General features: G+C 38.6%; 20 protein-coding genes and 1 pseudogene. All 21 read right to left on the reverse strand.

Translation table 11 applies throughout. From position 1 onward, the window contains the following. Positions 1-5 precede the first annotated feature (5 nt). The 21 genes and pseudogenes from FYJ59_RS11200 to FYJ59_RS11295 all read right to left on the reverse strand — a co-directional run bounded on the left by FYJ59_RS11200 (position 6) and on the right by FYJ59_RS11295 (position 22,763). Complete coding sequence (locus FYJ59_RS11200) at positions 6-2,546, reverse strand: DNA methyltransferase (protein ID WP_154497271.1); 2,541 nt, start codon at positions 2,544-2,546, stop codon at positions 6-8. 3 nt (positions 2,547-2,549) lie between these two features. After that, a complete protein-coding gene (locus FYJ59_RS11205; protein ID WP_205839527.1) occupies positions 2,550-6,242 on the reverse strand; it encodes a DUF6079 family protein in 3,693 nt (1,230 codons plus the stop codon). Then, positions 6,239-6,670 carry a BREX-3 system P-loop-containing protein BrxF gene (gene brxF, locus FYJ59_RS11210; protein WP_154497274.1) on the reverse strand — a complete coding sequence of 144 codons (432 nt, stop codon included), beginning with the start codon at positions 6,668-6,670 and terminating at the stop codon, positions 6,239-6,241. The genes FYJ59_RS11205 and brxF overlap by 4 nt, the downstream gene beginning before the upstream one ends. Then, a complete protein-coding gene (locus FYJ59_RS11215) occupies positions 6,670-6,867 on the reverse strand; it encodes a helix-turn-helix domain-containing protein (RefSeq protein WP_154497278.1) in 198 nt (65 codons plus the stop codon). Before FYJ59_RS11215 ends, brxF begins: the two co-directional genes overlap by 1 nt. A gap of 181 nt (positions 6,868-7,048) precedes the next feature. Next, positions 7,049-8,854, reverse strand: coding sequence for a hypothetical protein (locus FYJ59_RS11220; protein WP_154497280.1), 1,806 nt, complete (start codon positions 8,852-8,854; stop codon positions 7,049-7,051). Next, the gene (locus FYJ59_RS11225) at positions 8,838-12,320 is read right to left on the reverse strand and encodes a hypothetical protein (RefSeq protein ID WP_154497282.1); all 3,483 of its coding nucleotides are present in this window, start codon (positions 12,318-12,320) and stop codon (positions 8,838-8,840) included. Before FYJ59_RS11225 ends, FYJ59_RS11220 begins: the two co-directional genes overlap by 17 nt. A gap of 15 nt (positions 12,321-12,335) precedes the next feature. Further along, positions 12,336-12,560: a helix-turn-helix transcriptional regulator gene (locus FYJ59_RS11230; protein ID WP_154497285.1), complete on the reverse strand. Its 225-nt coding sequence runs from the start codon at positions 12,558-12,560 to the stop codon at positions 12,336-12,338. After that, entirely contained in the window at positions 12,557-12,877 is a 321-nt protein-coding gene (locus tag FYJ59_RS11235) for a DUF6442 family protein (RefSeq protein WP_154497288.1), read from the reverse strand. The genes FYJ59_RS11230 and FYJ59_RS11235 overlap by 4 nt, the downstream gene beginning before the upstream one ends. Positions 12,878-13,187: 310 nt before the next feature. Then, entirely contained in the window at positions 13,188-14,606 is a 1,419-nt protein-coding gene (locus FYJ59_RS11240; RefSeq protein ID WP_154497290.1) for a relaxase/mobilization nuclease domain-containing protein, read from the reverse strand. Between the two features lie 16 nt (positions 14,607-14,622). Further along, entirely contained in the window at positions 14,623-14,958 is a 336-nt protein-coding gene (locus FYJ59_RS11245; protein WP_154497293.1) for a plasmid mobilization protein, read from the reverse strand. A 1-nt stretch (position 14,959) separates the two neighbouring features. Beyond that, positions 14,960-15,310 (reverse strand): DUF4316 domain-containing protein, encoded by a 351-nt coding sequence (locus FYJ59_RS11250; RefSeq protein WP_154497296.1) that lies wholly within the window; start codon positions 15,308-15,310, stop codon positions 14,960-14,962. Beyond that, positions 15,270-15,479, reverse strand: coding sequence for a hypothetical protein (locus FYJ59_RS13960; RefSeq protein ID WP_205839528.1), 210 nt, complete (start codon positions 15,477-15,479; stop codon positions 15,270-15,272). Before FYJ59_RS13960 ends, FYJ59_RS11250 begins: the two co-directional genes overlap by 41 nt. Next, positions 15,479-16,156, reverse strand: a pseudogene (locus FYJ59_RS11255) (DNA topoisomerase); the annotation flags it as partial. The gene FYJ59_RS13960 and the pseudogene FYJ59_RS11255, both read right to left, overlap by 1 nt. 25 nt (positions 16,157-16,181) lie before the next feature. After that, the gene (locus tag FYJ59_RS11260) at positions 16,182-16,358 is read right to left on the reverse strand and encodes a transposon-encoded TnpW family protein (RefSeq protein ID WP_128866627.1); all 177 of its coding nucleotides are present in this window, start codon (positions 16,356-16,358) and stop codon (positions 16,182-16,184) included. Positions 16,359-16,426: 68 nt separating this feature from the next. Next, positions 16,427-17,995, reverse strand: coding sequence for a MobQ family relaxase (gene mobQ / locus FYJ59_RS11265; RefSeq protein WP_205839529.1), 1,569 nt, complete (start codon positions 17,993-17,995; stop codon positions 16,427-16,429). Positions 17,996-18,315: 320 nt separating this feature from the next. Beyond that, on the reverse strand, positions 18,316-18,648 hold the full coding sequence (locus FYJ59_RS11270; RefSeq protein WP_154497304.1) for a DUF3847 domain-containing protein: 333 nt from the start codon (positions 18,646-18,648) through the stop codon (positions 18,316-18,318). A gap of 207 nt (positions 18,649-18,855) precedes the next feature. Next, on the reverse strand, positions 18,856-19,185 hold the full coding sequence (locus FYJ59_RS11275; RefSeq protein ID WP_331464327.1) for a winged helix-turn-helix domain-containing protein: 330 nt from the start codon (positions 19,183-19,185) through the stop codon (positions 18,856-18,858). Positions 19,186-19,348: 163 nt separating this feature from the next. After that, positions 19,349-19,936: a hypothetical protein gene (locus tag FYJ59_RS11280; RefSeq protein ID WP_154497308.1), complete on the reverse strand. Its 588-nt coding sequence runs from the start codon at positions 19,934-19,936 to the stop codon at positions 19,349-19,351. Between the two features lie 72 nt (positions 19,937-20,008). Continuing rightward, a complete protein-coding gene (locus FYJ59_RS11285; RefSeq protein WP_154497311.1) occupies positions 20,009-20,701 on the reverse strand; it encodes a DUF3879 family protein in 693 nt (230 codons plus the stop codon). A 54-nt stretch (positions 20,702-20,755) separates the two neighbouring features. Next, positions 20,756-21,139, reverse strand: coding sequence for an immunogenic protein (locus tag FYJ59_RS11290; RefSeq protein ID WP_154497313.1), 384 nt, complete (start codon positions 21,137-21,139; stop codon positions 20,756-20,758). 241 nt (positions 21,140-21,380) lie between these two features. Continuing rightward, positions 21,381-22,763: a hypothetical protein gene (locus FYJ59_RS11295; protein ID WP_154497315.1), complete on the reverse strand. Its 1,383-nt coding sequence runs from the start codon at positions 22,761-22,763 to the stop codon at positions 21,381-21,383. Positions 22,764-22,775: the final 12 nt, after the last annotated feature.

Raw genomic sequence — 22,775 nt, forward strand, 5'->3', positions numbered from 1 at the left:
AAATCTTAAACTCTGCTCAAACTGATATCGTAATACATCAGAATATTAGGATCTTCCTGAACTGTTGCTTCTGGAAGTCTGTCTGCAAGTTCAACGATTGCCTTATAGTTCTTTTCCTTCCAAAGTTTAGAAAATCCAACCCTAATAGCTTCTGAACGGAATAGCTTTAATTTACCTTTAGATGCAAGATATCCCTCAAACTCTTTAAGCAAATTCTTTTCACGCAACTTAGTCACATCACCTTCTTTGGTGATATCCGGGATATACCATCGACCTTTTTCATCCTGCAAGAAGTTTTCTTCTAAAATAGTCTGTAATTCTGGCATATCTTCGTATTTATCAACGGCTTTAACCTCTTGCATAAATAATGGTTGTATTTCAGCATAGGTCTTAGGTCCACCGTAGCTATCACTTAACTGTTGGTACAGCCAAGCAATTGCTGTTTTTTCATTCGTTACAAATAAACTAAATTGAATATTCTCAACTTCAGACTTTATTCTTGCAGTATCATATTCATTGACCTGATCTGCTAAGAAATACATATCATCACGTTTCAAGAAATGTTCATCTAATCCTTTATAAAAGTCTGTCGCATCCACTGGAACCGGAATCCCCTGCATGATATGGTAAGCAACCATTCTGTCCCATAACAAGAAAGACTGTCTCTCGCTTATAACTTCTATCATTTCATTCTTCTGAACTACAACCGGAAGTTTTGATAAATGCTCTCTTACAAAAGCCCATGCAGTATCTTCGCTTCCAGCCTTCGATAACATATCCTCTTTAAGGGATTCTCTTGGCTTATAAGCCGAAATAATCAAATCCTGCTTAATTGTTACACTCGATACTACCTGCTTAAAACTATTATGCTTTTTGTCCAACGTTCTAATATCAGCGATAATGAATCCAGCACGAAGCAAGCTTTCCTGAATAGCGTTCCAAACAGCATTTTTTGAATTATGGAATTCAACAGTCATCCATCTTCCAGGTTTTAAAATCCTATAATATTCAGAAAAACATTTAGTCATTAACCCTTGGTATTCCAAAAGCCCCTTTCCTTGCGAATCATTCATAATGGCTTCAGACACGTTATTTGTTTTTACTTTAAGCCATGATTCCCATATATAGTTCAATTCTGAATACATTAAATTCTGACCAAATGGAGGATCAGTAAAAATATAATCAATACTGTTATTTGGTACCTGCCTCATATCTGTTGTAGATTGAGTAGTTACACAGACAGTTCCCTTTTTGTACTGTCTCTTGTATTGAGTCTTTACTGCTTCCTCAATAAAAGACAACATATTCAATTCCTTAACAAGTGATGGAATATATAATGTTCCTGACATAGGACCGCCACCGGCTCCCCAACACCCATTCATATAGGTAAGTCTGTACTGCTTTGTTATATGTCCAGCAATCTTTGTTAAAGCAAAGCCCATCGGTTCAGCCATCGATATTTTGTCATAAAAACAAGCTAAAGCAATTAGATTTCTCTTAGTATAAAAATGATGAACATGCGTCAGACCATGAGAGTTTTTAGGCTGTTCTGTATTATATCCGGTCGGAAGTGGGTCTGTAGGATACTTATACGGAATTTTAAAGTCAGCGATTTTTCTCATCGTCTCTAAGTCTGTTTCATCGGGTCTCTTTTCGAACCTTTTTGTTCCGACTGAATAATTTATCCTAACCGGCACTTGCTTTGAAAATTCACAAATTTCTTGTAATCCCTCATCAAACTCTCTGATCTTAGCTCTCGAACAATCAGATTTTTTTAACAATGATCCACAAGAGTCACATTTGAATTTATCACGAACTTTACCTGCATCATAATCAACAGCAACATCCCAAAAAACAAGTTCTTTTCCACAATGTGGACAAATAAACACATCTGACCAAATTGTATAATTTATGAAACCCTTCTGTGGAATAAACCCGCTACCCTCATGATTAGTCTCATACATCCAAGAACACTCTGACTTGCACTGTTTCAGGACTTCTTCAGCATAAACAGAGAACTTATTCATATCGCTTATCGGATTACAATAATTTTGCGCAATAAAGGTTGCTGCAGGAGCCAAGTCACTAATAATTGCCCTACGTTCCCCCCATTCCGCGCCTTTCATTTGCGCCATAAGCTCTGCCTTTAAGATTCCATCGTCACTGCCACACAATGCAGCGGCAACGCCTGTCTGTCCTGTGCCACAGAACCCGTCAAATACCAAATCACCTGGCTTTGTATAATGAAGAATATACTTCATGATAGCCTTGTGAGGAACTTTTGTATGATATGGATGTAATTTGTATATTGGATCATATTTTCCTTCGCTTACATCTGATGTAAACGGTTCTCGATCATAATCATCATCCTCTTCTACATATCTTGTTCCATACTCCTCAACAAACTCCTCAATAAATGGATTAGGGCATGGTGTATAAAAAGGAGCCGATGCTAAAGCAATAATGTCTTCATCAGTAGCATCCGGGAAACCTTCGATTCCACGTATTTTATCAAGATCTGCACTAGTTAGTTTTCTTGATTCCATATATTATTCCTCGCTTTCTCTTCTCTTTACAACGATACGAAGTTTGCTTGTATCCTTTCCCTTTGTATACGCAGATACGATTTCATTTACCTTCGCCTTGAAAGAAGCCTCATCCATTGGCGGCATTTCTTCCAGTTTTTTGATGAGATCATCTGTATCAATCACAACCGGCTCAAATCCCTTAAGTAATGCATTGATACTCTTTACAAAGAAATCATCAACCTTCTTTGGCAAGCTTCCAGATGCAACAAACTCATCAATCGCCTGAGCTTCTTGAGCCTTAAGGAACTTCTTCTGATCAAGGACAATTGGATCAGAAATAGTATCCAGGAGCATCTTTGTCCATTCGGATACCATGTCATCAATTCTGATTTCCAGGCTGTCTAACTGACCCATTACATTCTTTGCCTTGTCTTCCAGGCTGTAACGGCAATGAGGGCAGATAGGACTTGTCTTTAACTCTGTAGGCGTTAACTCATAGCATACCTTAAGTCCAGCCATATCTTGTTCTAATTCTCCAAGCTTAGCTGATGACAGAATTTCAATACCACGGAGTTTACGAAGATTGCCAAGAGCTGCGCTTTCCTGGATTTTTCCTCTGCGCTTTGCATCGTCAATTCCGAGTCTCTTTTTCTTATGCTCCTCGAAATAAATATCGATGTATTTATCCTTAATCTTCTCCAGCTTAGCAACTACCTTCTGAGCTGCAGCATCACCAAGAGTACCATCCATGATGCTGTCTCTTATCTCACGAAAAGCAGCCTTTCCATTTTCGATATCGGACTTCATGCTCGCACCAAGCTCGATGAATTCGATATTCGCAATATATGAAACAATATCAGAACAGTCTGTCTTAAAGGTTGTATATTCAGGAATCAGTTTAAGAAGTGCTATCTTCTTTCCTAATTCCTCAACCTCATCATAAGAGAGGCTGAAGTTATTCAGCTTAGCAGGCGTATTGTACTTCGCTGCGTAGTTACTGAATTCATTCTTTACTGCTGTACATGCACCACGCATCATGCTAACCTGCTGTGCATTTGCAAGCGGCTCTCCCCAAAGTTCAAAACCATCAGTCAGTCTTCTCTCAAGGATAACTGCATTGTTGCACATCTCCTGTGCCTTCTTGAGAAGCTCTGCTACACCCTTCTCACGGTCATTAGGATTATCGAGAAGCGCCGGATTGATATCCAATACTTCAAACAATTTCTTAAGTTCTGCCATAGAAATCTGAGCAGGTCTTGAAATATATTTGAATTCATACAAATCAAACACACTCATCTTAGGAACCTTGTCCAGATTTGATGCAGTAAGTGTACTGCCATCCTTCAATGTAATAACAGCATAACCTGCATATACCAATGACAGGAACACAATCGGTGTAAACAGATAATTTATCTTAAACTTCTTGTCCACGAACATATCGTCATTAGCAGGCTCAAAAATATCAGAATAATTGAGTACTCCCTGAGGCTGAAGCTGCTTAATCATATCGATATAATATGAAGCATACTTTGAACCTTCCGGTCTAATCTTATCTCCATCAAGGATTCCAAAGCTTTGGAGCATCTGAGTAGACTGCTGATTTTTACGACCTGCAAAATGGTCAAAAGCAGATCTAACAGCGTCTGCCTGGTTCTTTCTTGTAATCTTTGTTTTCATTACAGGATATCCAGGATAAATTGTTCCAAAGTACTCATCTAAACTGATTGATGCAGCCAGATCAATAGTATCCTTAAAGGTCATATCTCTGTTGTATTTGCCTTTAAGAACCTCAATCAACTGATGCATTACGCACTTATAGGTAACATTAAAGCAAGTGTTTTTATTCTCACTGAGATATTTAACAAGCTTTTTCTTGAGCATCTGTGCTTTTCCGAGATATGCGTCCTTGTCTTTTCCCTCACTAATTTCTGCCTGAGCATTTGCTGCCGCAAACATTCTAAGCATTTCCTTAAACTCATCACTTCCTCTGAAATAGAAGTAAACTTCATCATCCAGGTTATGTGTATCAGCACTAACATCCCCAAACGGAGGCATAATGTGAATATAGAAATCTCTTTCCGGCTGAGCTGTACTTCTCTCTCCAGGAAGTCCCATAAAGAGATATCCTTCACGGAAGATATTGTGAGAATCCCAGTTCAAGTCATACTGATAAATATTAAAGCCATTTACATACTGACGAGCTTCCCACTCTAAACAGCCATACACAACTGTATAGAAATAGCGATTAAGCTCTCCCTCTGCCATCATGGAAGCCTTCTGCTTAATACGTTCATCATAGTCAACAACCTTATCTACATCGATGTAATACTGGTTATTGGCATCATTATGAATAATAAACTGACCGGAAACAGTCTTCATAATTTCCTTTAAGGTTGCATTTACAGCACCAAGAAGGAAGTCTGCATCTTGCTCAGGCATAGGAAGATATAAGCACAGGTCATCCTTAAGATTCTCAGCAGTAAGGCCAAACTGAACATCCAAGCCATTAGTGGTCAATCTATGTACACTCAGGGCATAGATAATCTGTAACGCCATAGGCTTATATGCAGCCTTTGTAAAGGAGCGGCTAACAATCTCCTCCAGCTGCCCGCTGGCACCAACAACACGACTGATAGTAACATCGCTCTTCAGCAGGCCGTTAGACTTGATTGCTGGCCAATAATCGTCAAAGGAAATAACTCCTGGCTTATCCGCCGGAACTTCCTTATTGAAAATTTCCTTAATAGTCAAAGAAATATTCTTCAGGATATGTCTGTTCTCAATCAGATAAATCTTGTTAAACACTTCAATATATGAAGGATGGATTGGGAACAAATCCACAAAATCATCCATCTTAGAAGACATTCCGGCATAGAGTCCGCTGAACTTCTCAAGATGCTGACGAATCATAGCCTTCTGCTCTGGAGTCTTCTTTAAGATACGTTCGGATACAACATAAGCTGTAGCTTCCTTAGTGATGATAATCTGTGTAAAACGATCACCAACCTTCTTTAAGGTTTCACTTACGAAACTGAATCTCGGATTATCAAATACTTTTTCCTGAACACCACAGATAAGTCGAATCTTGGATTTAGAGCACATTTCAGCCATAGACTGAAGGAATGCAAGATCCAGAACAATCTGTCTCTCATCTCTTGATGTAAGATATGAAAGCAACTCGTCGATTACAATCAAATATCCCTTATCAGGATACTTAGACTGGAAGGCCTGCATTACCTCTTTAATAAGACGGGCATTGTCTCTTACGTTATCCAGATTTGGTACCGAATAGTCGATTCCTCTGTTAGCGAAATCGTCCTCAATCTCAGCCAGGATTACTTCACGAAGAGGCATTGTAAGACCATCCACCTTAAGGCGAAGTACTTCAAACTTGCCGGCAACAATCTCCATGTCCTTTCCGAACTTTTTATTCTGAACGAATGCAATATTATCCGCATCTGTTGCAATCGCAGCAATAACAGACATCAGGTGTGATTTACCTGTACCATAGTTACCAACAATCATAACTGCCTTGTTATCGATAACCTCTTCCATCTGCAGCTGATCAATTACAGTTGCCTTTAAATTGTCTGCCATAGTATCAGACATAACATAGGTCTGTACCATATCCTGAGCCACCTTCTTATCAGCTGTCTCCAAGAGCTGAATGGTTGACTCAATCGGCTTAAAGCTAATTAACTCGGAATACTTCATTTGCCATATCCTCCAATCACACACGTAATGTCATAATTTTCTATATCATAGGTCTTATAGTCCGGAAATCCTTCCTCGCCATATATTAATTTTCCTTCTTCACATCTTCCTGGCCAGATTACGCTGTAGCGTTTTCGTTTTCGTGATGCCATAAGTATCTTAAGCACATCTACTTTGTAATCGGGATTGAACATAACATCGATGTCCTTGATCACAGCACCGTCTGGAAGCGTGTCCAGTACATTATTAAATATCTGCTCCAACTTCATGCTTCGTCGATTTGGCTTGCACGCCAACAAAGCCTCAGCCAAAGGCTTGCTAACAGATCTCGGTTCATGCATCTTCTGAATTGCTTTCATATATATCAACAATCTCGAAATCATAGCTGCATCGTCCGGCAACCTGCTTATTTCAATAATTGTTCCCATTAAACAACCTCGCTATTTTTTATATATTTCCCACTTTTAATTCTTTCATCTTTTGGCTTCTCAGCATCTTCCGGAATCAACCAAAATGCACCCGCTTTGCAAGCTCCTTCAATCCTTCCTTCAGCGCAAAGTACTCTTATTCTTCTTTGTTTAATTCCCCATTTTTCAGCCACTTGACTTATTGACAAATATCCCATACAATCCCTTTCTTTCAAGATGAAATATGTGCAATTTCCCTAATTTATATAATAACCCATAATCGGCATAAAATCAATTTGATTCTGCGGTATTTTGTCATCTTTTGATTGTGTTGGTCTTTTTTTTGCCCAAAACGCAAAAAAGAACCAAGCAGGCATAATTACCCACTTGGTCCATAAATTACAACATACTATTCACATATTCTCTTAAATACTTAAATGGAAATGGCAGCACAGTTAACTGCCCATTATGAATAAATGTTACATTCATCATTGGTAGCATTTGTGCAAATTTGACTTCGGCTCCAGCATATCCTTCCACACTTCTTATGACACATGCCCTTTGAATATTTTGACGCATACCCTCTCCGATAGTTCCAACAAAATAATAGCAACGCCCGTCATCTCCATACATCTTTATATCCAGACACGATGACAATAATTCCTCTCTACGCTCTCTTCCTCTAAACTTGTTATCTCCATTATCTAGGAGCTTCGCTATATCACCTATCTCAGGAACTGTAAAAATTCCCGCGTCCTTTATTACATTAATACTACCATCTGCAAATCGTATTACGCCCTTGACCATTTCTGAGTTTGTTCTTACCTGTTCAAATATCTCTACCATCTCAGTATATTCATCCATTTCAAAAAGCGTAAGTTCCTGCTCTTTTATATTAAAATCTCCATCCGGATTCACTGTAATGAAGAAATATCTTTTTATTTCGTCAATCTCTGCTTCTATTCCAAACGATACCGACTCCTCAAATCCCAGCTTGCTCCAATCAAATAAAGAAAGCTTTCTCTCTTGAATATCTTTCTTAATAATAATCTCATGAATCACTGTTGCAATTGCAAACTCACTACTATCTGAAAAATCCTCAAAAGTTATATGTTGAACTGCAGCATCCTTATACGCCTTATCATGTGGATCATTTACACCATTGTAATACTCTGCATTATGAATAATCATGATATTAAGTTTATCTTTACTTACACGCTTTCCAATGGTAGGCCTGATATCATACTTTGATTCCAAAAGAGATTTTATATTATCAGTAAATATAGCTGAATATTCATCTCCAATCTGGTCTATCAGCTGCACTCCCTTTTCTTCCAATACATCCTTTATTCTCTTCGCATTTTCTTTCTGTACAGACTTTGAATAATCCAATCGACTTGAAATCTCTTTGCAAGCAAATTCTATTTTGCACATATCACTGTACTTCTCGTTAAAAGTATTTAGGACACTATTCAAAACACCCATTTTTGTATGTTGAAACTTCGCTATATTTTGCAAATCAAGAAATGGTATTTCTGTTTTCGTACCATCTATTTGCCTCATAATGAAGCAGATCTCATTATCATCCTTTAAGCGACGCCTTAATGTATTGTTTGCAGCAAACACATATTTAGGATAGTCTTCGAATTTCTTTTTTGTAAAAGTAATACGATTCCGGAGCAGTTCTGAAGTAAATGTCCTTACATTAAGATTCAGACACATCTCTTTTGTAACACTTAATTCCAGGCAAGGCACTCTCCATATCACATCAGCATTTTTCTCTTTGCCATGTTTTATCCAATCTGTATGAAAACAATACAGATGTCCGGTCAAATTGTTGAACTTAAGGAATTCTGAATCATAGGAACCCAGTGCATTCAATAATAATTGAACGATAATATCATCTGATAATTCACTTACGTCAACTTTCCCAATTGAATACTTATCTCCATCTTCGATTCCCAGCAATAAGCTTTTCAATTTATCTTTATTGTCCGGGTTCTTTTGCAACAACAAATAAACCCTCTTACCTGATTCAAATTTTATGGATTTAATATCATAATCCAATTCTGCGACATCAAGGATATATGCCCCACGCTTTATATATTTGTCGATAGTTTCCAGATAATATACATCATAGCAATCGGCAAACTGTTTTCTATCAATAAAGCATACAAGCTGATTCGTCTTAATACTTGAACTCATCGACACACCTCCTCAAAATGTCCCAGGCCTCTTTATCAAAACACAGTTTCCCATTTGTATTTTTAACCAAACAAGGGAGTGATATAATACGGATACCATCCACCTGCACATCTGAAATATCCCATTGTCCTTCAGCATAAATATTTGCAATAACAACGCATTTGCATCCGCACTTCTTAGCCTTTTCAGAAACTTTCTTTAAGACCGTATCCTTGTCTTCTGTTACACCCTCATGCCAATTTTTGAAATCAACATAAACCGAACTACCTTCGATTTCATAATCGAACAATTCAAACAAAGACGGATCCTCTATCTCCTTCACTGAAACACCAAGGTTCTTTTCTAACAGATATTTTCCCACCACTTCACCTAGCGCGCCTTTATAAATATTATTCCAAAGCGGCGGTGTCATTATATAATCATTAGGCCCAAAAGAAGTAGCATATCCATTAGCCACAAATAATTCAGTCACTCCCGGAATTCGCAGCATATCTGAAAGCTTCGTCCCCTCTTCTGAAACCTTCATTGTATGATCCTTATCCTGACGAAACGAAACAGAAACATTGTTATAATCTTCCTGCTGATAATAGAAGTATTGATTGCCTGCAGTAGGTAGCTGAACATAAAAATTCTTAATAATAAAGTTTCTTCTGGCCTCTTCTTCTGACACAGTAGGACGTGTAAGTACTAATCTTCTTAATTCCTTCCACTTCTTTATCTTAGCCTCAGTCCAGTCATTATTAAGCATATTCTTAATTTCTTTATTAACACGAACTGCCTTAAGTGATGCACTATCTTCTAAGGACATTACCTCTGGACTCTTGATTCCAACCTGCTTAACTTTATCTACTAATGCAATAAACTCCGGGTTAAATATTCTTCCATTTACAACAGATACATCAAGGCTATCAGCTATACTGTCATCAGCATAAATATAAATATTCTTATTCTTTTGATTTGTTCTACATATACGACCAATCGCCTGAATAATATATCTTGTGCTGAGAAGCATAACGCTTTGCTTCTGATATATATTTGCAAAATCATCATCATTACGATGACCCATCATAAAAGTCTTAAATGCTTTCTTGATATTTAGCATTGTTCCATATGCAGAGACCTCTGATGTTTCCTGAAGAAATTCCATTTGGAACAAATATTTTACAAACTCTGCTTCCTCCATATTATCACTAAGCGGAACAATCAAGTTTGTTGGCTTATCCAAATAAATTGCATCAAAATCCTTTTCATTTCTAAGGCTTCTATCATTGATTTTTACGACATGATCACTCAAAAAATCAGGAACAGGATACTGCAAATTCTGACCGGCTCCAATTGTCTGATATACAGAAATAACAAAAATCTTTTCCCCGCTGGCCAATCGTTCAATCAGATTGCTCTTCTTATCTTCATACTCGGATCCATCAAGAAAGACTATTGTGTTTCTATTATCATATCCATTCCAATGATTTTCTTTGGAAATAAGATTAAAAATCTCAAACAGAACATCTTTATCCAAATCACGATCCTTTGATCTAGGATGCTTATTAAGAACACAAAGGAACGAAAAAATATCATCATGAACAACAAACTCTCTAAATGCCATTGCTACACGAAGGTATCTCTTCTTGCGATAATCATTTTTATCTTCGCCTTCACCAAATAATCTCTGAATTCTTTCATAGACCTTTTTGGCAATCTCATCTGTCTTGAATACATCGCCCCAGGATTGCATAGAGTAGCTGCTCTTATTGCCAAGCAACTCTGTATTAATATTTATATTTTGATATCCAGTTTGCTGAGAACGAAATGATTCTACCAATCTCTGTTTCTCTTCTGCGGAGGTTTCCACATACACTTTCTGCATTTTATTTTTCAGATAATCGATATCATAATTGCCAATAACTGATGGAACCGTAGCTGTCGCAGATATCCCAATTACTTTTGCTTTCTCACAGTATCTTAAAAGAGTTTTCTCCGGAGTTGTCTGGAAAGAATACATCATAATCTGAGATTGCATATCATGCTCTGTATTATTTTCAAAAGCATAATATCTAAAGCCATTCTCATAAAATGACAAATCAAATTCAGCGGGTTCAATCTCTCCTTTAATTTTATGCGAAGCCATCATAATCTGAGTGGTAAGAAAATCAATGCTATCGTCACTTAATCTAAACAGCGCAAGGACAGATCTGATAGATGCTTCCATGGAGAAAACATCCTCTCCTTCCTTTCTTCTCTCCTTCTTACACTGCATATAATTAATGGATAGAATATTTACCGCTCCCTGAAAATATGCAATAAACCCACGAAGCTGACCTAACATAGTCTGAATATTATTGTTTTCTTTTATTGGTTTCTTCTGTGAAAATCCTATAGAATTTATTTTTTGGCCGGCATCACTATGCATCGTGATGTATGAATTATTCGCATTCAGAATCGAATGAAACTGATGATCCTGGAACAAATAATTCTGATATGTATCTGATAATTCCCCCAGTGTTCTATGCTTGAACTGAAGTGAATATGTCGTGTAAATATAATCTGCTTTTTCCTTTATACCTTCCACTACAGACTCCAAAGTTTGCGCACGATACTTTCCTTCCATTCTTTCCTTGGAAGGTGTAGTAAGCACAGTTGGAAATTCATCAGTATGAAGCGCAGCATAAATATCCTTAAACAGTTCAATATAATTCACCTTATCATGCAATCCGTTATCTATAATTCTCTTTAATATAGTATCCTTTGTTGCATCAAACTCATCAATAAAGATAACTGCATTTTTAATAACATCTGAATTGTAAAACATATAAGATGGTTCCACGATAGTTGTATTCCTACTAAGAAATTTATCCATACTAAGTAGCAACACCTGTCTATCCTTCGTAAAAACTGCAGGATATAATTTCCCCAACCATTGCCATCTCTTATCTGTCTTAATTGCATATATTCTCTGCTCGACTGTCGTATATTCTTTTCCAAGATAATCTGATACAAGTCTTCTAAATCTTGGTTCTGTTTTTTCTCTGAGATTTGATTCAATGCTCGATAAGAATTCTCTCATCATTGAAGACTTATCATCTCGCTGCTTCTTAACAAAGCTCAAGTCTCGTTGAAAATCTTTATATTCATCACAGCGTTTTATTTCAAATGGTATAGCTCTCTCAACATCTGCTGACCATCCATCTACAACACTGTCCATATTGGAATCAATGACTAAAACTTTCTCCTGGCATAACTCTTCATTTCCAGATTCAATAAACCTCTTTCGAAGATCTTCGTACGGAAGATTCTTTTTAAGGGTTGTCACAAAAATATATTTTCTATCCTTGTTATCCGGATTCATACAAGAGTTATAAATAAATTCTATTGCTGAATATGTCTTACCTGATCCAGTTGGCATATCAACAAGGAGAAGGCCATTTTCATTTTCGTTTTCAACATATCTCTTAATAATGTCGTACATACCGATTAACCCCTTCTACTTTTCTTCACTCATTTCGTAATAAAAGCAATCTTCCCATTTACATTCAAGAGCAATACAAATCAATCCCGACAAATAAGCTGTAGGTGAATACTGCCCTGTCTCAAGCGAGCTTATAGTATTCTGTGTGGTACCTGCCAATTCCGCTAATTTGGTTTGGGAATATCCTTTTTCCTGTCGTAATTCTTTTATTCTATTTTTTAATTGCAAATGTGAATTCATACCAAAAATGCTCCTACATATAACAAAACGCCGAATACGGCTACTACCAACTCAACAATTCCCTTTATTTTCTTTTTTGTAATTTTACACTTAAGTCCTTCATAAAAATCTGCATATCCGGCAATTGCAAAAATAAGCGCAGGCTTTCCAAAATCAATTTTCTTAAATATTAATAATTCTAACAAGACCATCAACATACATAATCCCACACCAACAGCAGAACCATATGCCAATGATTTTCTAACTACAGTCTTTTCATATTCACCAATATCTTCCTTGCTACTCTGTGCAGCCTTAAGAATCTCTTCTTTTGTCATAATGTTCTCCTTTACCAAGTTTTCCGATATTTTGTATTTACCAAGTTTTCCGATATAAGTCAACTTGTTTATTACTACTAAATGTATTTTTCGCCCTATTGGTCATTTTTTAGACCAACTAACCTGTTTTCTCACAAGTTCGCAAGCAATGCAATCTTATATAAGATTGCACCAAAACGCTTGTTAGAGTGTGCGCCCTAATACCCCTGAACCGATGATTCTCATCGGAGCTACGCATTGCTTTGCAACGCTAAAATAAAAAAAGCGGGGTACCTCACCAGAATAAATCTGATGAAATACCCCATAAGGATTATAGCGACTGCCCGCTTCTATTATGTTGCTTTTCTTTTTCCTTTTGCTCCTCATCCTGCTGATTCAGGAATCGCTCCAGGTTATGCTTAGCCATCTGCAGTTTCTTATTTTCTTCTTTGATGCTCCGGTACTCAGCATAGGCATCCTTCTTTTTTTGTAGAAGTTCCGCATACTCCTGATTAAGATCTTTGAGTTTCGGAACTCCACCCTCAAGCTGTCCAAAGGCTTCCTTGGCAGCTTTATGAAGAAGTATTTCCTCACGATGTGCCTCAAAGAACTGTTTACTATATCCGGCTTTTCTATAAGCTACATATACATCTTTAGTCTTGGAATAATTAATGATGTGCGTTTTAAGAACAGCAATCTCTGCCAATCTTTTTTCAGCATCCTTAATCGTCTGCGACAATTCTGTAAATCTTGCAGAAGACTCTCCTGCTCTTTTTGCAAGTTCATCCATATCTCTAATATCATGATCACGCAAATATATTAATGTTTGCGATATCTGCTTAATATTATGAACCTTAGCCCAGCGCTCATACCCAGGTCCTTTTCCCTTTGCAATGATCTCCTGGATATCAATAAGCATATCGAATTTCTTCTCTGGCTTCTCATATCGATGAGACTGTTTTTCTCTCGGCGGAGGATTAAAGCTTTCCTCTCCACTAAAGATTTTTTCAAAGTCCTTATCGCGATATCCGGTGCCTAACGAGTCAATTCTAATGTATGATTTCTGCTCTTCGCCCTTAACACCGATATGCTTCCCTCTTCTGATTTCGTATCCCATCTCCTCTAGGAATTTCAACAGTTCATTCATATCCTTAGGATTCTTCGTCATTATTAAATCAATGTCCTCACGAATTTTATCCCGGATACTTTTTCGATTTGGATAGACTGTGCGCTTCTCCCTCTCGTCATATCTTCGTGGTTTAATAACAGACAGCCCATGCTCCAAGCATACAAGGTCGCTAACCTTCTGCAGTGCGATACTTGATAAAAAGAAATTATGGAACTTCCGTTTATTATCAAGAGACGTGGAATTGTAAATTATATGATTATGAATATGAGCCTTATCAATGTGAGTAGCAACTATAAAAGCATGATTGCCCTTAGTCCATCGCATTGCTGTTTCATATCCAACCTGATTAGCTTCCTCTGGAGTAATCTCCCCAGGTTTGAATGACTGCCGGATCTGATACGCTATGATATCTCCCCTGCGAGAACTACTAAATAAATCATACTGACTTTTAGATAATTCAAATTCCTTATCAACCGTCTTAGGATCACATTCATAAGAACTTACAAACTCTCCCTGATTTGTTTTTTCATCATTTTTGGCATAATCAGTTCTATCCTTTAGACATTTTCTGATAGAGCAATTTTTCTGAGTATGCATTGGTATCAATCTTGTGGCAGCCATTCTCTCACCTCTTTTCCTACTTTATGCTTGATAATCTTTCAAGGATATCTCGCATTACCTGCCATAGCTCGTCCATAGATTTTTGCAAATCCTTAATGTCCTCAAGATATATACTTCCAGTTTCATTTGCTCTTTTTGCATACTGATTTAAGTTATTGGCATTGATGCGAAGAAGGCGAATTGCCTCCTTCACATCGCTAAGGTCAATCGTTATGATGTAACCATCAATTGCCATTTTCCTAAGATATGCACTTAAGCTTTTGAAACCGGCAGCTTCTTTTCTCTCATGAATTAATTTCACTTCGCCTTTTGTAGCAAAGAATAATATCTGCTGGTCTTTGATTTCACCCATATCAGCACAACTCTCTATCCGGGCACAAACACATCGGCTTCACCTTTTCAGGATCCGGAGCATTCTCTCGAATCTTCTCAAGCACAGATTTCTTTTTCTGCACCTCTTCGATTACATCCTCTGAATCAACCTGAGCTACAGGCTTAGGCTCTGGCAAATTATTGATAACACCATCAAAGTTATTATCATTCTGCTCCACCATATCCTCGATGCCTCTCATCGGATTTTTGCTGATAGCAGAACCAGCACCTGCTTCTTCTGATGCATCTGCAGTTACTTCCTCAATTTCCAATTCAGTAGCTCCACCCACTTCATCCCATTTCTGGATTTTTGATTTTCTCTTCTTCTCCATATTCGTATGTTCCTCCTTTTGAAAAATAAGACGGACTCTCACCAAAATGGCTGAGCAATCTCATTGCTTCCCGCGTAGCTGCATCATGAATGAAAGCATTTATTGCAGTTACATTTACCATCGTGATGGATCCGTCTTCATGTTTTGTTATTCTGATTTCATCGGCCATTATTTCTTACCATGATTGCCGAACTCCAAGTTGAACTGAGCCTGGCCCACATCATTTACAGAAAGTACAACCGTGCAATCATAGGTCTTTCCCGTTTTCACAGAACGACATTTCTTAAGCTTAGCTTTACCATTCTTAAGAAGCTGCTCCGCGATCTGCTTAGTCATCTTCTTACTGAGAGAATCAAATAAGCGATTTTCTTTCCAAAGAGTAAATTTGCAATCCTTATCACTGCAGAAAAATCCTTTACTCTTTTCAATTACATCATTGCCACAATGCGGACACTTACCAAGTGGCATATACACCGGATGCATTAAAACCTCTGCATCTTGAATTATCTCATACGTATCAATTAGATTTGAAACCATCTCATCAATCTCTCTCATGAACTGATTACCAGAATATGTGTCTTTCTCTATTTCCAGTAATCGCTGCTCCCAGTCTGCAGTGAGACTTGCCGACTGAATTGCTTCAGGAACTATGGTAATAAGTGCCTCACCCTTATGTGTTGGAACAAGATATTTTGTCTTCTTATCACCGCGTCTTTCAATGAAACCAATACGAACCAGCTTCTCGATAATGCCTGCTCTCGTAGCAGGAGTACCAAGTCCTTTTCTTTCTGCATCATCTGGAATCTCATCTGCACCTGCCTTCTCCATTGCAGAAAGTAATGTATCTTCGGAAAGATTTTGTCAAGGGTAGTTAAGAAAAATCTTCGCTGTTTATGTCATGTAATATCAATCTGTTAATCTTATCCGTCATGGTTTCCCTGCTCGTTTTGCTGAAATGAATTGCCACGTTGTAGGTGGTTCTTCCGATTTTCTTTTTGATATGCGGACACTGTTCTTTGTCCGTTGTCTGCTTTTCTGTCTGTTCCATAAATCTCCTTTTCCCAACGAAAAAAGGTGCATGAAATCCTTCTGTTTTCCATGCACCTCACGCTGTGGTTAAATTGTATTTTCGTGTTTCTTATCCCGGTTCTGCTCCCTTGCCTGCTCGTCCGCTCTCTGCTGTGCTTCCATTTCCCTGAGATTGCCTTTGAAAACGGAAAGCCTTGCAAGGTCGGTAGCAACCCTACTGCTATTTCTCTGTATCTGCTCCTGCTGTACCAATACCTCCGCTAACTGCTTATCAATGTATGGCTTTGATATTTTCATATTTTCCGGCATGACTGCCTTTACCCTGTCACGATATATCGCATAGTTTTCAAGCTCTGTTTCATGCTTCTTTTTAAAGGAATTTTTCCTCAATCCGTTTAATGCCTGATACTCTTTCATGACTGGCTGATACTGCTTGTAATCGTCATAGTCAGATACCGCCTGTGTCCACTTCTCATAACGCACACTCAACTCTGAAAGTTCTGCCCTGCAATTCTCCAACACCTCTGTCTGCTTTTCCTCAAACGCCCTCACATCTTCCCATGTTTCAAGATGATTTGTGTCAAGCAGCTTTGCAAGCAGTTCCACATTACCCAGAAGCCGCTTGTCTTTAAATCTCTGTACATATGGGAAAATCGGTCTTACAACCATTTCTGACCTTTGTTTTTGCAACATCTCCAATGCAGTCTGAACCTCTGGCTTTTGTTTCGGTACGGAAGGATTGATGGATTGATTACCGTCCTTTTCTGTCCGGTTTTTTCTCTCGAAAACAAATCTGAAAACTCCCTTTTTCAGTTCCTCTTTAAGTTCAGAGATAAATCCATAAATCTTCATTATCATGGCATTGTATTTCTCGATTGTACGATTGATATTGCCCCTTTCTGTCCGGATGCCTTTTCGTTCCAATGCACTTGCTCTTTCCCCTAAATGAATGGTCGGAATAAGAGGTATCCCTCTGTCCTTATAGGAACGTGGATCAACACGCTCGGCTATGCCTGCTTTTTCATTGGTGGCATTGATAACCTCCGCAATGGCATTTCTCCATTCCTTCGCCTTGCCTTTCTCATTCCAGTCAATCACATTTACTTTCCGGCTTTTATAACCTTTTCCGCTGGCATTGGGTATCCGGTTACCGTCTGCGTCAAGGACATACTCTTTTCTCGATTTTGCTCCCCATGTACCATCCTCATTGAGGGGTCTGAGAGTAAGAAGGATATGGATATGCAGATTAGGCTGTCCTTTATCGTTGTACGAACGATGAATACCATAATCTGCACACATTCCCTTATCTACAAACTGCTCTTTGATAAAACGCTCCATGACCTGCCTTGCGGTGGCTTCGTCCCACTCATTGGGCAGGGAATATTTCAGGCTCCTTGCAAGCTGGGCATTCTTCGCTTTCTCGTTCTTTTCTACAGAGTTCCATAATACTGCCCTGTCTGCAAATTCCGGTGGTGCGTGTTCCGGCAGAAGCACACCTGCACCGACTAAATCCTCTTTGGCAGTTCTGTTATAGGTCATGCCATAATAATCACTGTAAAGGGATGTCCTGCTGATATAGGCTGACTGCTCAACCGCCGACTGTCCTTTGCTCCGCTGGACTATGGATGCCCTGCTGCTAATTGTTCCGTTCTTCACTGTCCTCTCCTTTCCCACAACGTAGCGGGTTGCACTGGCAGACTTTGTGGGCAGATGAAAGCACGTCTTTTTGTGATTTCATCTGAACGCAAAGTTCACTAGGGTAGGCGGTTCTTTTTACCGCCGAAGGGAGTGTAGCTCCCTTATAACAAAAGGCTTGCCTTTTGTTCAACAAGGTGCCTGCACCTTGTTATCGGATACGAAGTAGCCGACTGCCCTCTGCAAGAGCCTTCGGAGAACGCACTGCACCGCCCCAAAGGGTGGTGTATCTGTGCGCCCTCAACAAAGTTGAGGGAATTGGCTACAACGCTACACATTCCCTATTCTTCTTCGTTTTCGTCCTCGTCTGCTTCCTCATTTATCGCCGTATCCGGCATTTTCTCCTCCGTCCTTGCAAGCTCCCGTTCAATCTGCTCCATGCAGTTCTTGACCTCTCTTGTGGCAAATGCCACCTGCATAATCCGTCTGGTCTGCTCCTCGCTGTATCTCCTCGGCTCATTAAGGAATGTTTCAAAGTTTGCACCCACCACAATCTTTCTGTGGTTATCTGCTTTCCTCTGCTCCATCTTTGCCTTTTTCATCAGCATATCGAGCTTGTTCTTTTCCAGTTCCATGCGTTTCCGCTGTGCTTCGATTTTGTTTTCTAAATTCATCTTTCATTACCTCTGCTTTCTTTAAATTTGTTGTCTGTAAAATAGAAAAGCGGTGCTTCCGTTTTATTGGATAACACCGCCTAAATGACTGCCCTGATTCGTTTTGATTTCTGCAATGTACTCCTGTCTCCTTTCTGCCTTTATCGCTGTAAATGTTTTTTACAAATAAAAAAGACAACTAAGATTTTGTTTCTTAATTGCCTGTTTCTATGCTATTAAATTTTTATTGAACCGATAGCCGACTCCCCAAACCGTCTGTATGTAGATTGGCTTGCTTGGGTTATCCTCTATCTTCTCCCGGATATTCCGGATATGGCTCATGACGATGTTGTAATCACCGGAATAGGATTCCTTCCACACAATGTCATAAATCTGCTCCTTGCTGAAAACTATTCCCGGATGCTTTGCAAGAAGCTTCAAGATTTCAAACTCGGTATATGTAAGCTCAATCTCCTGACTTTCCCGAATGATCACCCGTTGAACCTCATCAATCATAAGACCTTTGAAATTCAATAGATGATTATTCAAACCTGACATCTGAATGATTTCCTCTCTGGAATTTATCAACGATAATATGTGGCTCATCATATCATCCTCATTATCTTCAAATGTCAGAACTAGCATTTTCCCATACAATCACTTCCAATCTGATAACAAAATTCTACTTAAAAAGCTCATTGAAATTTTCCTATTAATTGTTTTATGCTTTCATATCGAAATTACTTTGCACCACAACATTTTTATTTGTGATTTCCGCATTTGTTCCAGTGTTCAGCGCTTTTCTTGCATCATGGTATGCCTCATAATATGCTAATTTTAACGCTGAATGTACTCCCGTTTCTGCTTTTGTTTCTTTCTCATGCCACCCTACCCCTTGAGTGTATGTAAGAACTTCTTCCCCTTCCTCATTATATATATGGAGCGCAGAACCAGTTCCCTCTCCTTGATATTCAGCCTCATATGGTATTCCAAATAAAATACACAGCCATCTTTTGTCTGCCTCTTGTATTTCTTTCATATCACCCATATTTCCAGAACTCATTGATTGGTTGAACTTACCTATCAGTGCTGCCCGATTTGGTGCCACTTTAGCGACCTCTGCTTTCCGCAAGTTCATAAACTCATTTCCCATATATACATTATTTTCTGCATCTTTCTTAGCCAATTCTGTTATTTTCTCTTTTATTGAATCCGTTAGTTTCCACTTGTTTTTATCATCACTTTTTGAAATACTTTTATTAGAATTGATAGATACTATCACCCTATTAATGCTATTTGATAAATCCATTTCTAGTACCTTACCTTATCCAAAATCTACAACCTATCCCTTAGCTCCGCAAGCATTATTATGCTGCAGTTTTTAAATACTGACGTCTATTGATTTCTTCACAAAACTGCTTCCGCTTTTTTCAAGTGTACTTTCAACAGACTCCCTTGTGATTCCATCTAATGCCCTGGACGGAACTGGCTTCCCAATCTCCCACTTTGGATCAGCTTTTCTTGCGGCATCCAAGAACGCCCGCCGATATGCCCGCTCATACTGCTCCATGGTATATCCTGCCGCCAATCGGTCATTTTTTTGTACCTTGTGATACATATTTGTATACACGTCTGAGCGTTTTGTCGTATCTCCATTCAGGACACCGTTTTCACGCAGAAATTCTTTCTTTGTCTGTTCAAACATCTCATCCTTGCTACTCTCAGGAATGGTGATGATACATTTCCGGCTGCCTGCATTTTCTTCTGTCACCAGAAGTCCCGCCAGTCCTGTCGTCGGATCAATATAATCTCCATCCTTGTCGTAACTTTTCATCAGATTTTTAATACCTTGAATATTTCCATACATTGCCCCATTTGCATTTGACATCATCTGTTTTATTGCCGCCTTATATTGCTTGCTGTTCGTATCAATGCCCGCCGCTCTTAACTGCGCCTGTACAGAATTGCTGTTTAACTGCGACAACTGAAAGCTGCCTATAGCACTTGCACCTTTTGTGCTTTTTGTTCCAAACATACTTTGAAATAAAAAACTGTAATCTGTAATTCTTGACATAACTTCAACCTCCTTGTCAAATTAAATATGAAATCCTTTTCTATTTTTCATTACCTATTTCATGCCAACAAATTTTGCAACCTCCACATCGAAATAGTCGTCCATATTACTACTGAATCCGGCTGCCTTCCATGCCTGTTCAAATGTTATATTTTCAATATTACTTAAAAAAATAAATGTGCTATCTTTTTCTGCATTATCCATTCTTCCGGTAATCTCTAATCGGTATTTATAGGTATAATCATCCGTTTTCCATGTACCATCACTCATTTCATAATGCTTAACCATAATAACCGGCTCAGTATTCTCAAATGCCTCTTCCGAATCCGTTTTTTCATAAGTCTTAACGACAGATGGTTCCTTTTGCGAACATCCACACAGACAAAACATAGTGCAGACTGCTATCATAATTGACAATACTATCTTTCTCTTTTTCATATACCACCCCTCCAAACGAAATGTGGTTCTTATTTCTAATATCGACCAGATTTCTTCTCTTGCAAATCCACCTTGCACCTATCGACTATTTGCTGCACCAAATGACCATAACATTTAAAGCATCATCACCGATAAAACAATACTCGTCCTACAAACTGACCAAAGAATAATTTTGTACTTTACATACCGAAAAACTATTATCCAAGCTTTTTTCCCATAATCTTTTTCTCCAAAAACTATCTTAACATTGTAGTTCTTTTCCACTCCAATTAAAATTCATATGATACTGCGGTATCTCCCCATGCTCCTGCCTATAATTCAAAATACTGTGAATCATCTGCTTATAGTCATAATATTTATCCATACTGTCCGCACCATTAATCAAACTTTCAACAGCAGACGGAAGTCCAATAATCTTTTCACTATTGATATACCATCCGCTAACCTTACGCTCTACAGACAAATCATCCACAGACACCTTTCCCCCAGACGCATTTGATAAGAACCTGTTACACTCTTCCACGTACCCCGCAATACGATATTCCTGATCTGTCATCTCTGTACACTCATCAGAAGATGCTAGGTACACATTCTTAAACTGTTCCCAATGTTCCTCAATATAATCTTCCACTTGCCCCTTCTGTATTTCATCCAGACCGTTTACCATTACTTTTCCACCTGTTTCCAGATGAATAGAAAACTCTTTTCCGGATAGACCAACCGATTCCAAATAAGCAGAAAATTCCTGCTCCAGTTCCTGCTTTCTTTTCTGGCACTCAACATGATAGATGTCATTTTGATTTCCGTAAATGGCAATATACGCCCTCTCTGCCTCTGTTACCGGCTCTCCTCGTAGTTCCTTTTTCAGAAGTTCTTCCACACTGGAATCGCCTTTGTATTTTAATTCCTCTGGCAGGGCATTATACTGTGCCTGATGTAATCCTTCCGTTTCTGCCGTATTGCGGGTATCATTTTTTGCTTTTAGGGCAGCTCCAAGTGCTGCACGTTCCTCTGAATTTCCCTCTTGCAATTTCGCAGTCCCTGTCTGCATCCGCTTCAAAGCCTCTCTTACCTCCTGCGACATTTCGCCCTGGGAAAAGGTAAGTTTATAATCGCCTTGTACACACTCTGCCGAACCATCCTGGCTGACCTTTATGACAAATCTTCGACTGTTAGACCAGTCACAGGGAATGGTAAGTGTTTTTGTTCCGTCCTCATTTTCTATTGCCATACCAACCTGATTTCCATTCTCGTCATAAACCGTCAAGCCATAATCTGCACCTTCCGGCATTTCCATGCTGATAATGACAGGTATACGACTAACCTGAGATGTCGTATCTACATGAAAATAATCCACATCCCTAGCACTGCTAAATTTTCCTGTAAAATAACTGTTTGTGTTACCTCCACCGATAAGCATGGATAAATCAAAGGTTCCCTGACTATACCGTACATCCTCAGCAATCATGGTAGCTTTGGTTACTGCATTTCGATACGCATCATTATCTGCATCATTTTTCTCGACCAATGCCTTTGTTCCACCCCAATCCTTTAGTTTGGACTGCGGTTTTTCGTAGGTAATGGAATAATTGTAGGTTGAATTTCTTGTTATGTTATGTATCATATTAGTTTCCTC

This window comes from Waltera intestinalis, assembly GCF_009695995.1.
In the GTDB taxonomy this organism is placed as follows: domain Bacteria; phylum Bacillota; class Clostridia; order Lachnospirales; family Lachnospiraceae; genus Acetatifactor; species Acetatifactor intestinalis.

Excerpts from the sequence above, each read along its gene's own strand:
- FYJ59_RS11200 (WP_154497271.1), bottom strand. The coding sequence starts at position 2,546 with ATGGAATCAAGAAAACTAACTAGTGCAGATCTTGATAAAATACGTGGA.
- FYJ59_RS11205 (WP_205839527.1), bottom strand. The coding sequence starts at position 6,242 with ATGAAGTATTCCGAGTTAATTAGCTTTAAGCCGATTGAGTCAACCATT.
- brxF (WP_154497274.1), bottom strand. The coding sequence starts at position 6,670 with ATGGGAACAATTATTGAAATAAGCAGGTTGCCGGACGATGCAGCTATG.
- FYJ59_RS11215 (WP_154497278.1), bottom strand. The coding sequence starts at position 6,867 with ATGGGATATTTGTCAATAAGTCAAGTGGCTGAAAAATGGGGAATTAAA.
- FYJ59_RS11220 (WP_154497280.1), bottom strand. The coding sequence starts at position 8,854 with ATGAGTTCAAGTATTAAGACGAATCAGCTTGTATGCTTTATTGATAGA.
- FYJ59_RS11225 (WP_154497282.1), bottom strand. The coding sequence starts at position 12,320 with ATGTACGACATTATTAAGAGATATGTTGAAAACGAAAATGAAAATGGC.
- FYJ59_RS11230 (WP_154497285.1), bottom strand. The coding sequence starts at position 12,560 with ATGAATTCACATTTGCAATTAAAAAATAGAATAAAAGAATTACGACAG.
- FYJ59_RS11235 (WP_154497288.1), bottom strand. The coding sequence starts at position 12,877 with ATGACAAAAGAAGAGATTCTTAAGGCTGCACAGAGTAGCAAGGAAGAT.
- FYJ59_RS11240 (WP_154497290.1), bottom strand. The coding sequence starts at position 14,606 with ATGGCTGCCACAAGATTGATACCAATGCATACTCAGAAAAATTGCTCT.
- FYJ59_RS11245 (WP_154497293.1), bottom strand. The coding sequence starts at position 14,958 with ATGGGTGAAATCAAAGACCAGCAGATATTATTCTTTGCTACAAAAGGC.
- FYJ59_RS11250 (WP_154497296.1), bottom strand. The coding sequence starts at position 15,310 with ATGGAGAAGAAGAGAAAATCAAAAATCCAGAAATGGGATGAAGTGGGT.
- FYJ59_RS13960 (WP_205839528.1), bottom strand. The coding sequence starts at position 15,479 with ATGGCCGATGAAATCAGAATAACAAAACATGAAGACGGATCCATCACG.
- FYJ59_RS11260 (WP_128866627.1), bottom strand. The coding sequence starts at position 16,358 with ATGGAACAGACAGAAAAGCAGACAACGGACAAAGAACAGTGTCCGCAT.
- FYJ59_RS11270 (WP_154497304.1), bottom strand. The coding sequence starts at position 18,648 with ATGAATTTAGAAAACAAAATCGAAGCACAGCGGAAACGCATGGAACTG.
- FYJ59_RS11275 (WP_331464327.1), bottom strand. The coding sequence starts at position 19,185 with ATGTCAGGTTTGAATAATCATCTATTGAATTTCAAAGGTCTTATGATT.
- FYJ59_RS11280 (WP_154497308.1), bottom strand. The coding sequence starts at position 19,936 with ATGGATTTATCAAATAGCATTAATAGGGTGATAGTATCTATCAATTCT.
- FYJ59_RS11285 (WP_154497311.1), bottom strand. The coding sequence starts at position 20,701 with ATGTCAAGAATTACAGATTACAGTTTTTTATTTCAAAGTATGTTTGGA.
- FYJ59_RS11290 (WP_154497313.1), bottom strand. The coding sequence starts at position 21,139 with ATGAAAAAGAGAAAGATAGTATTGTCAATTATGATAGCAGTCTGCACT.
- FYJ59_RS11295 (WP_154497315.1), bottom strand. The coding sequence starts at position 22,763 with ATGATACATAACATAACAAGAAATTCAACCTACAATTATTCCATTACC.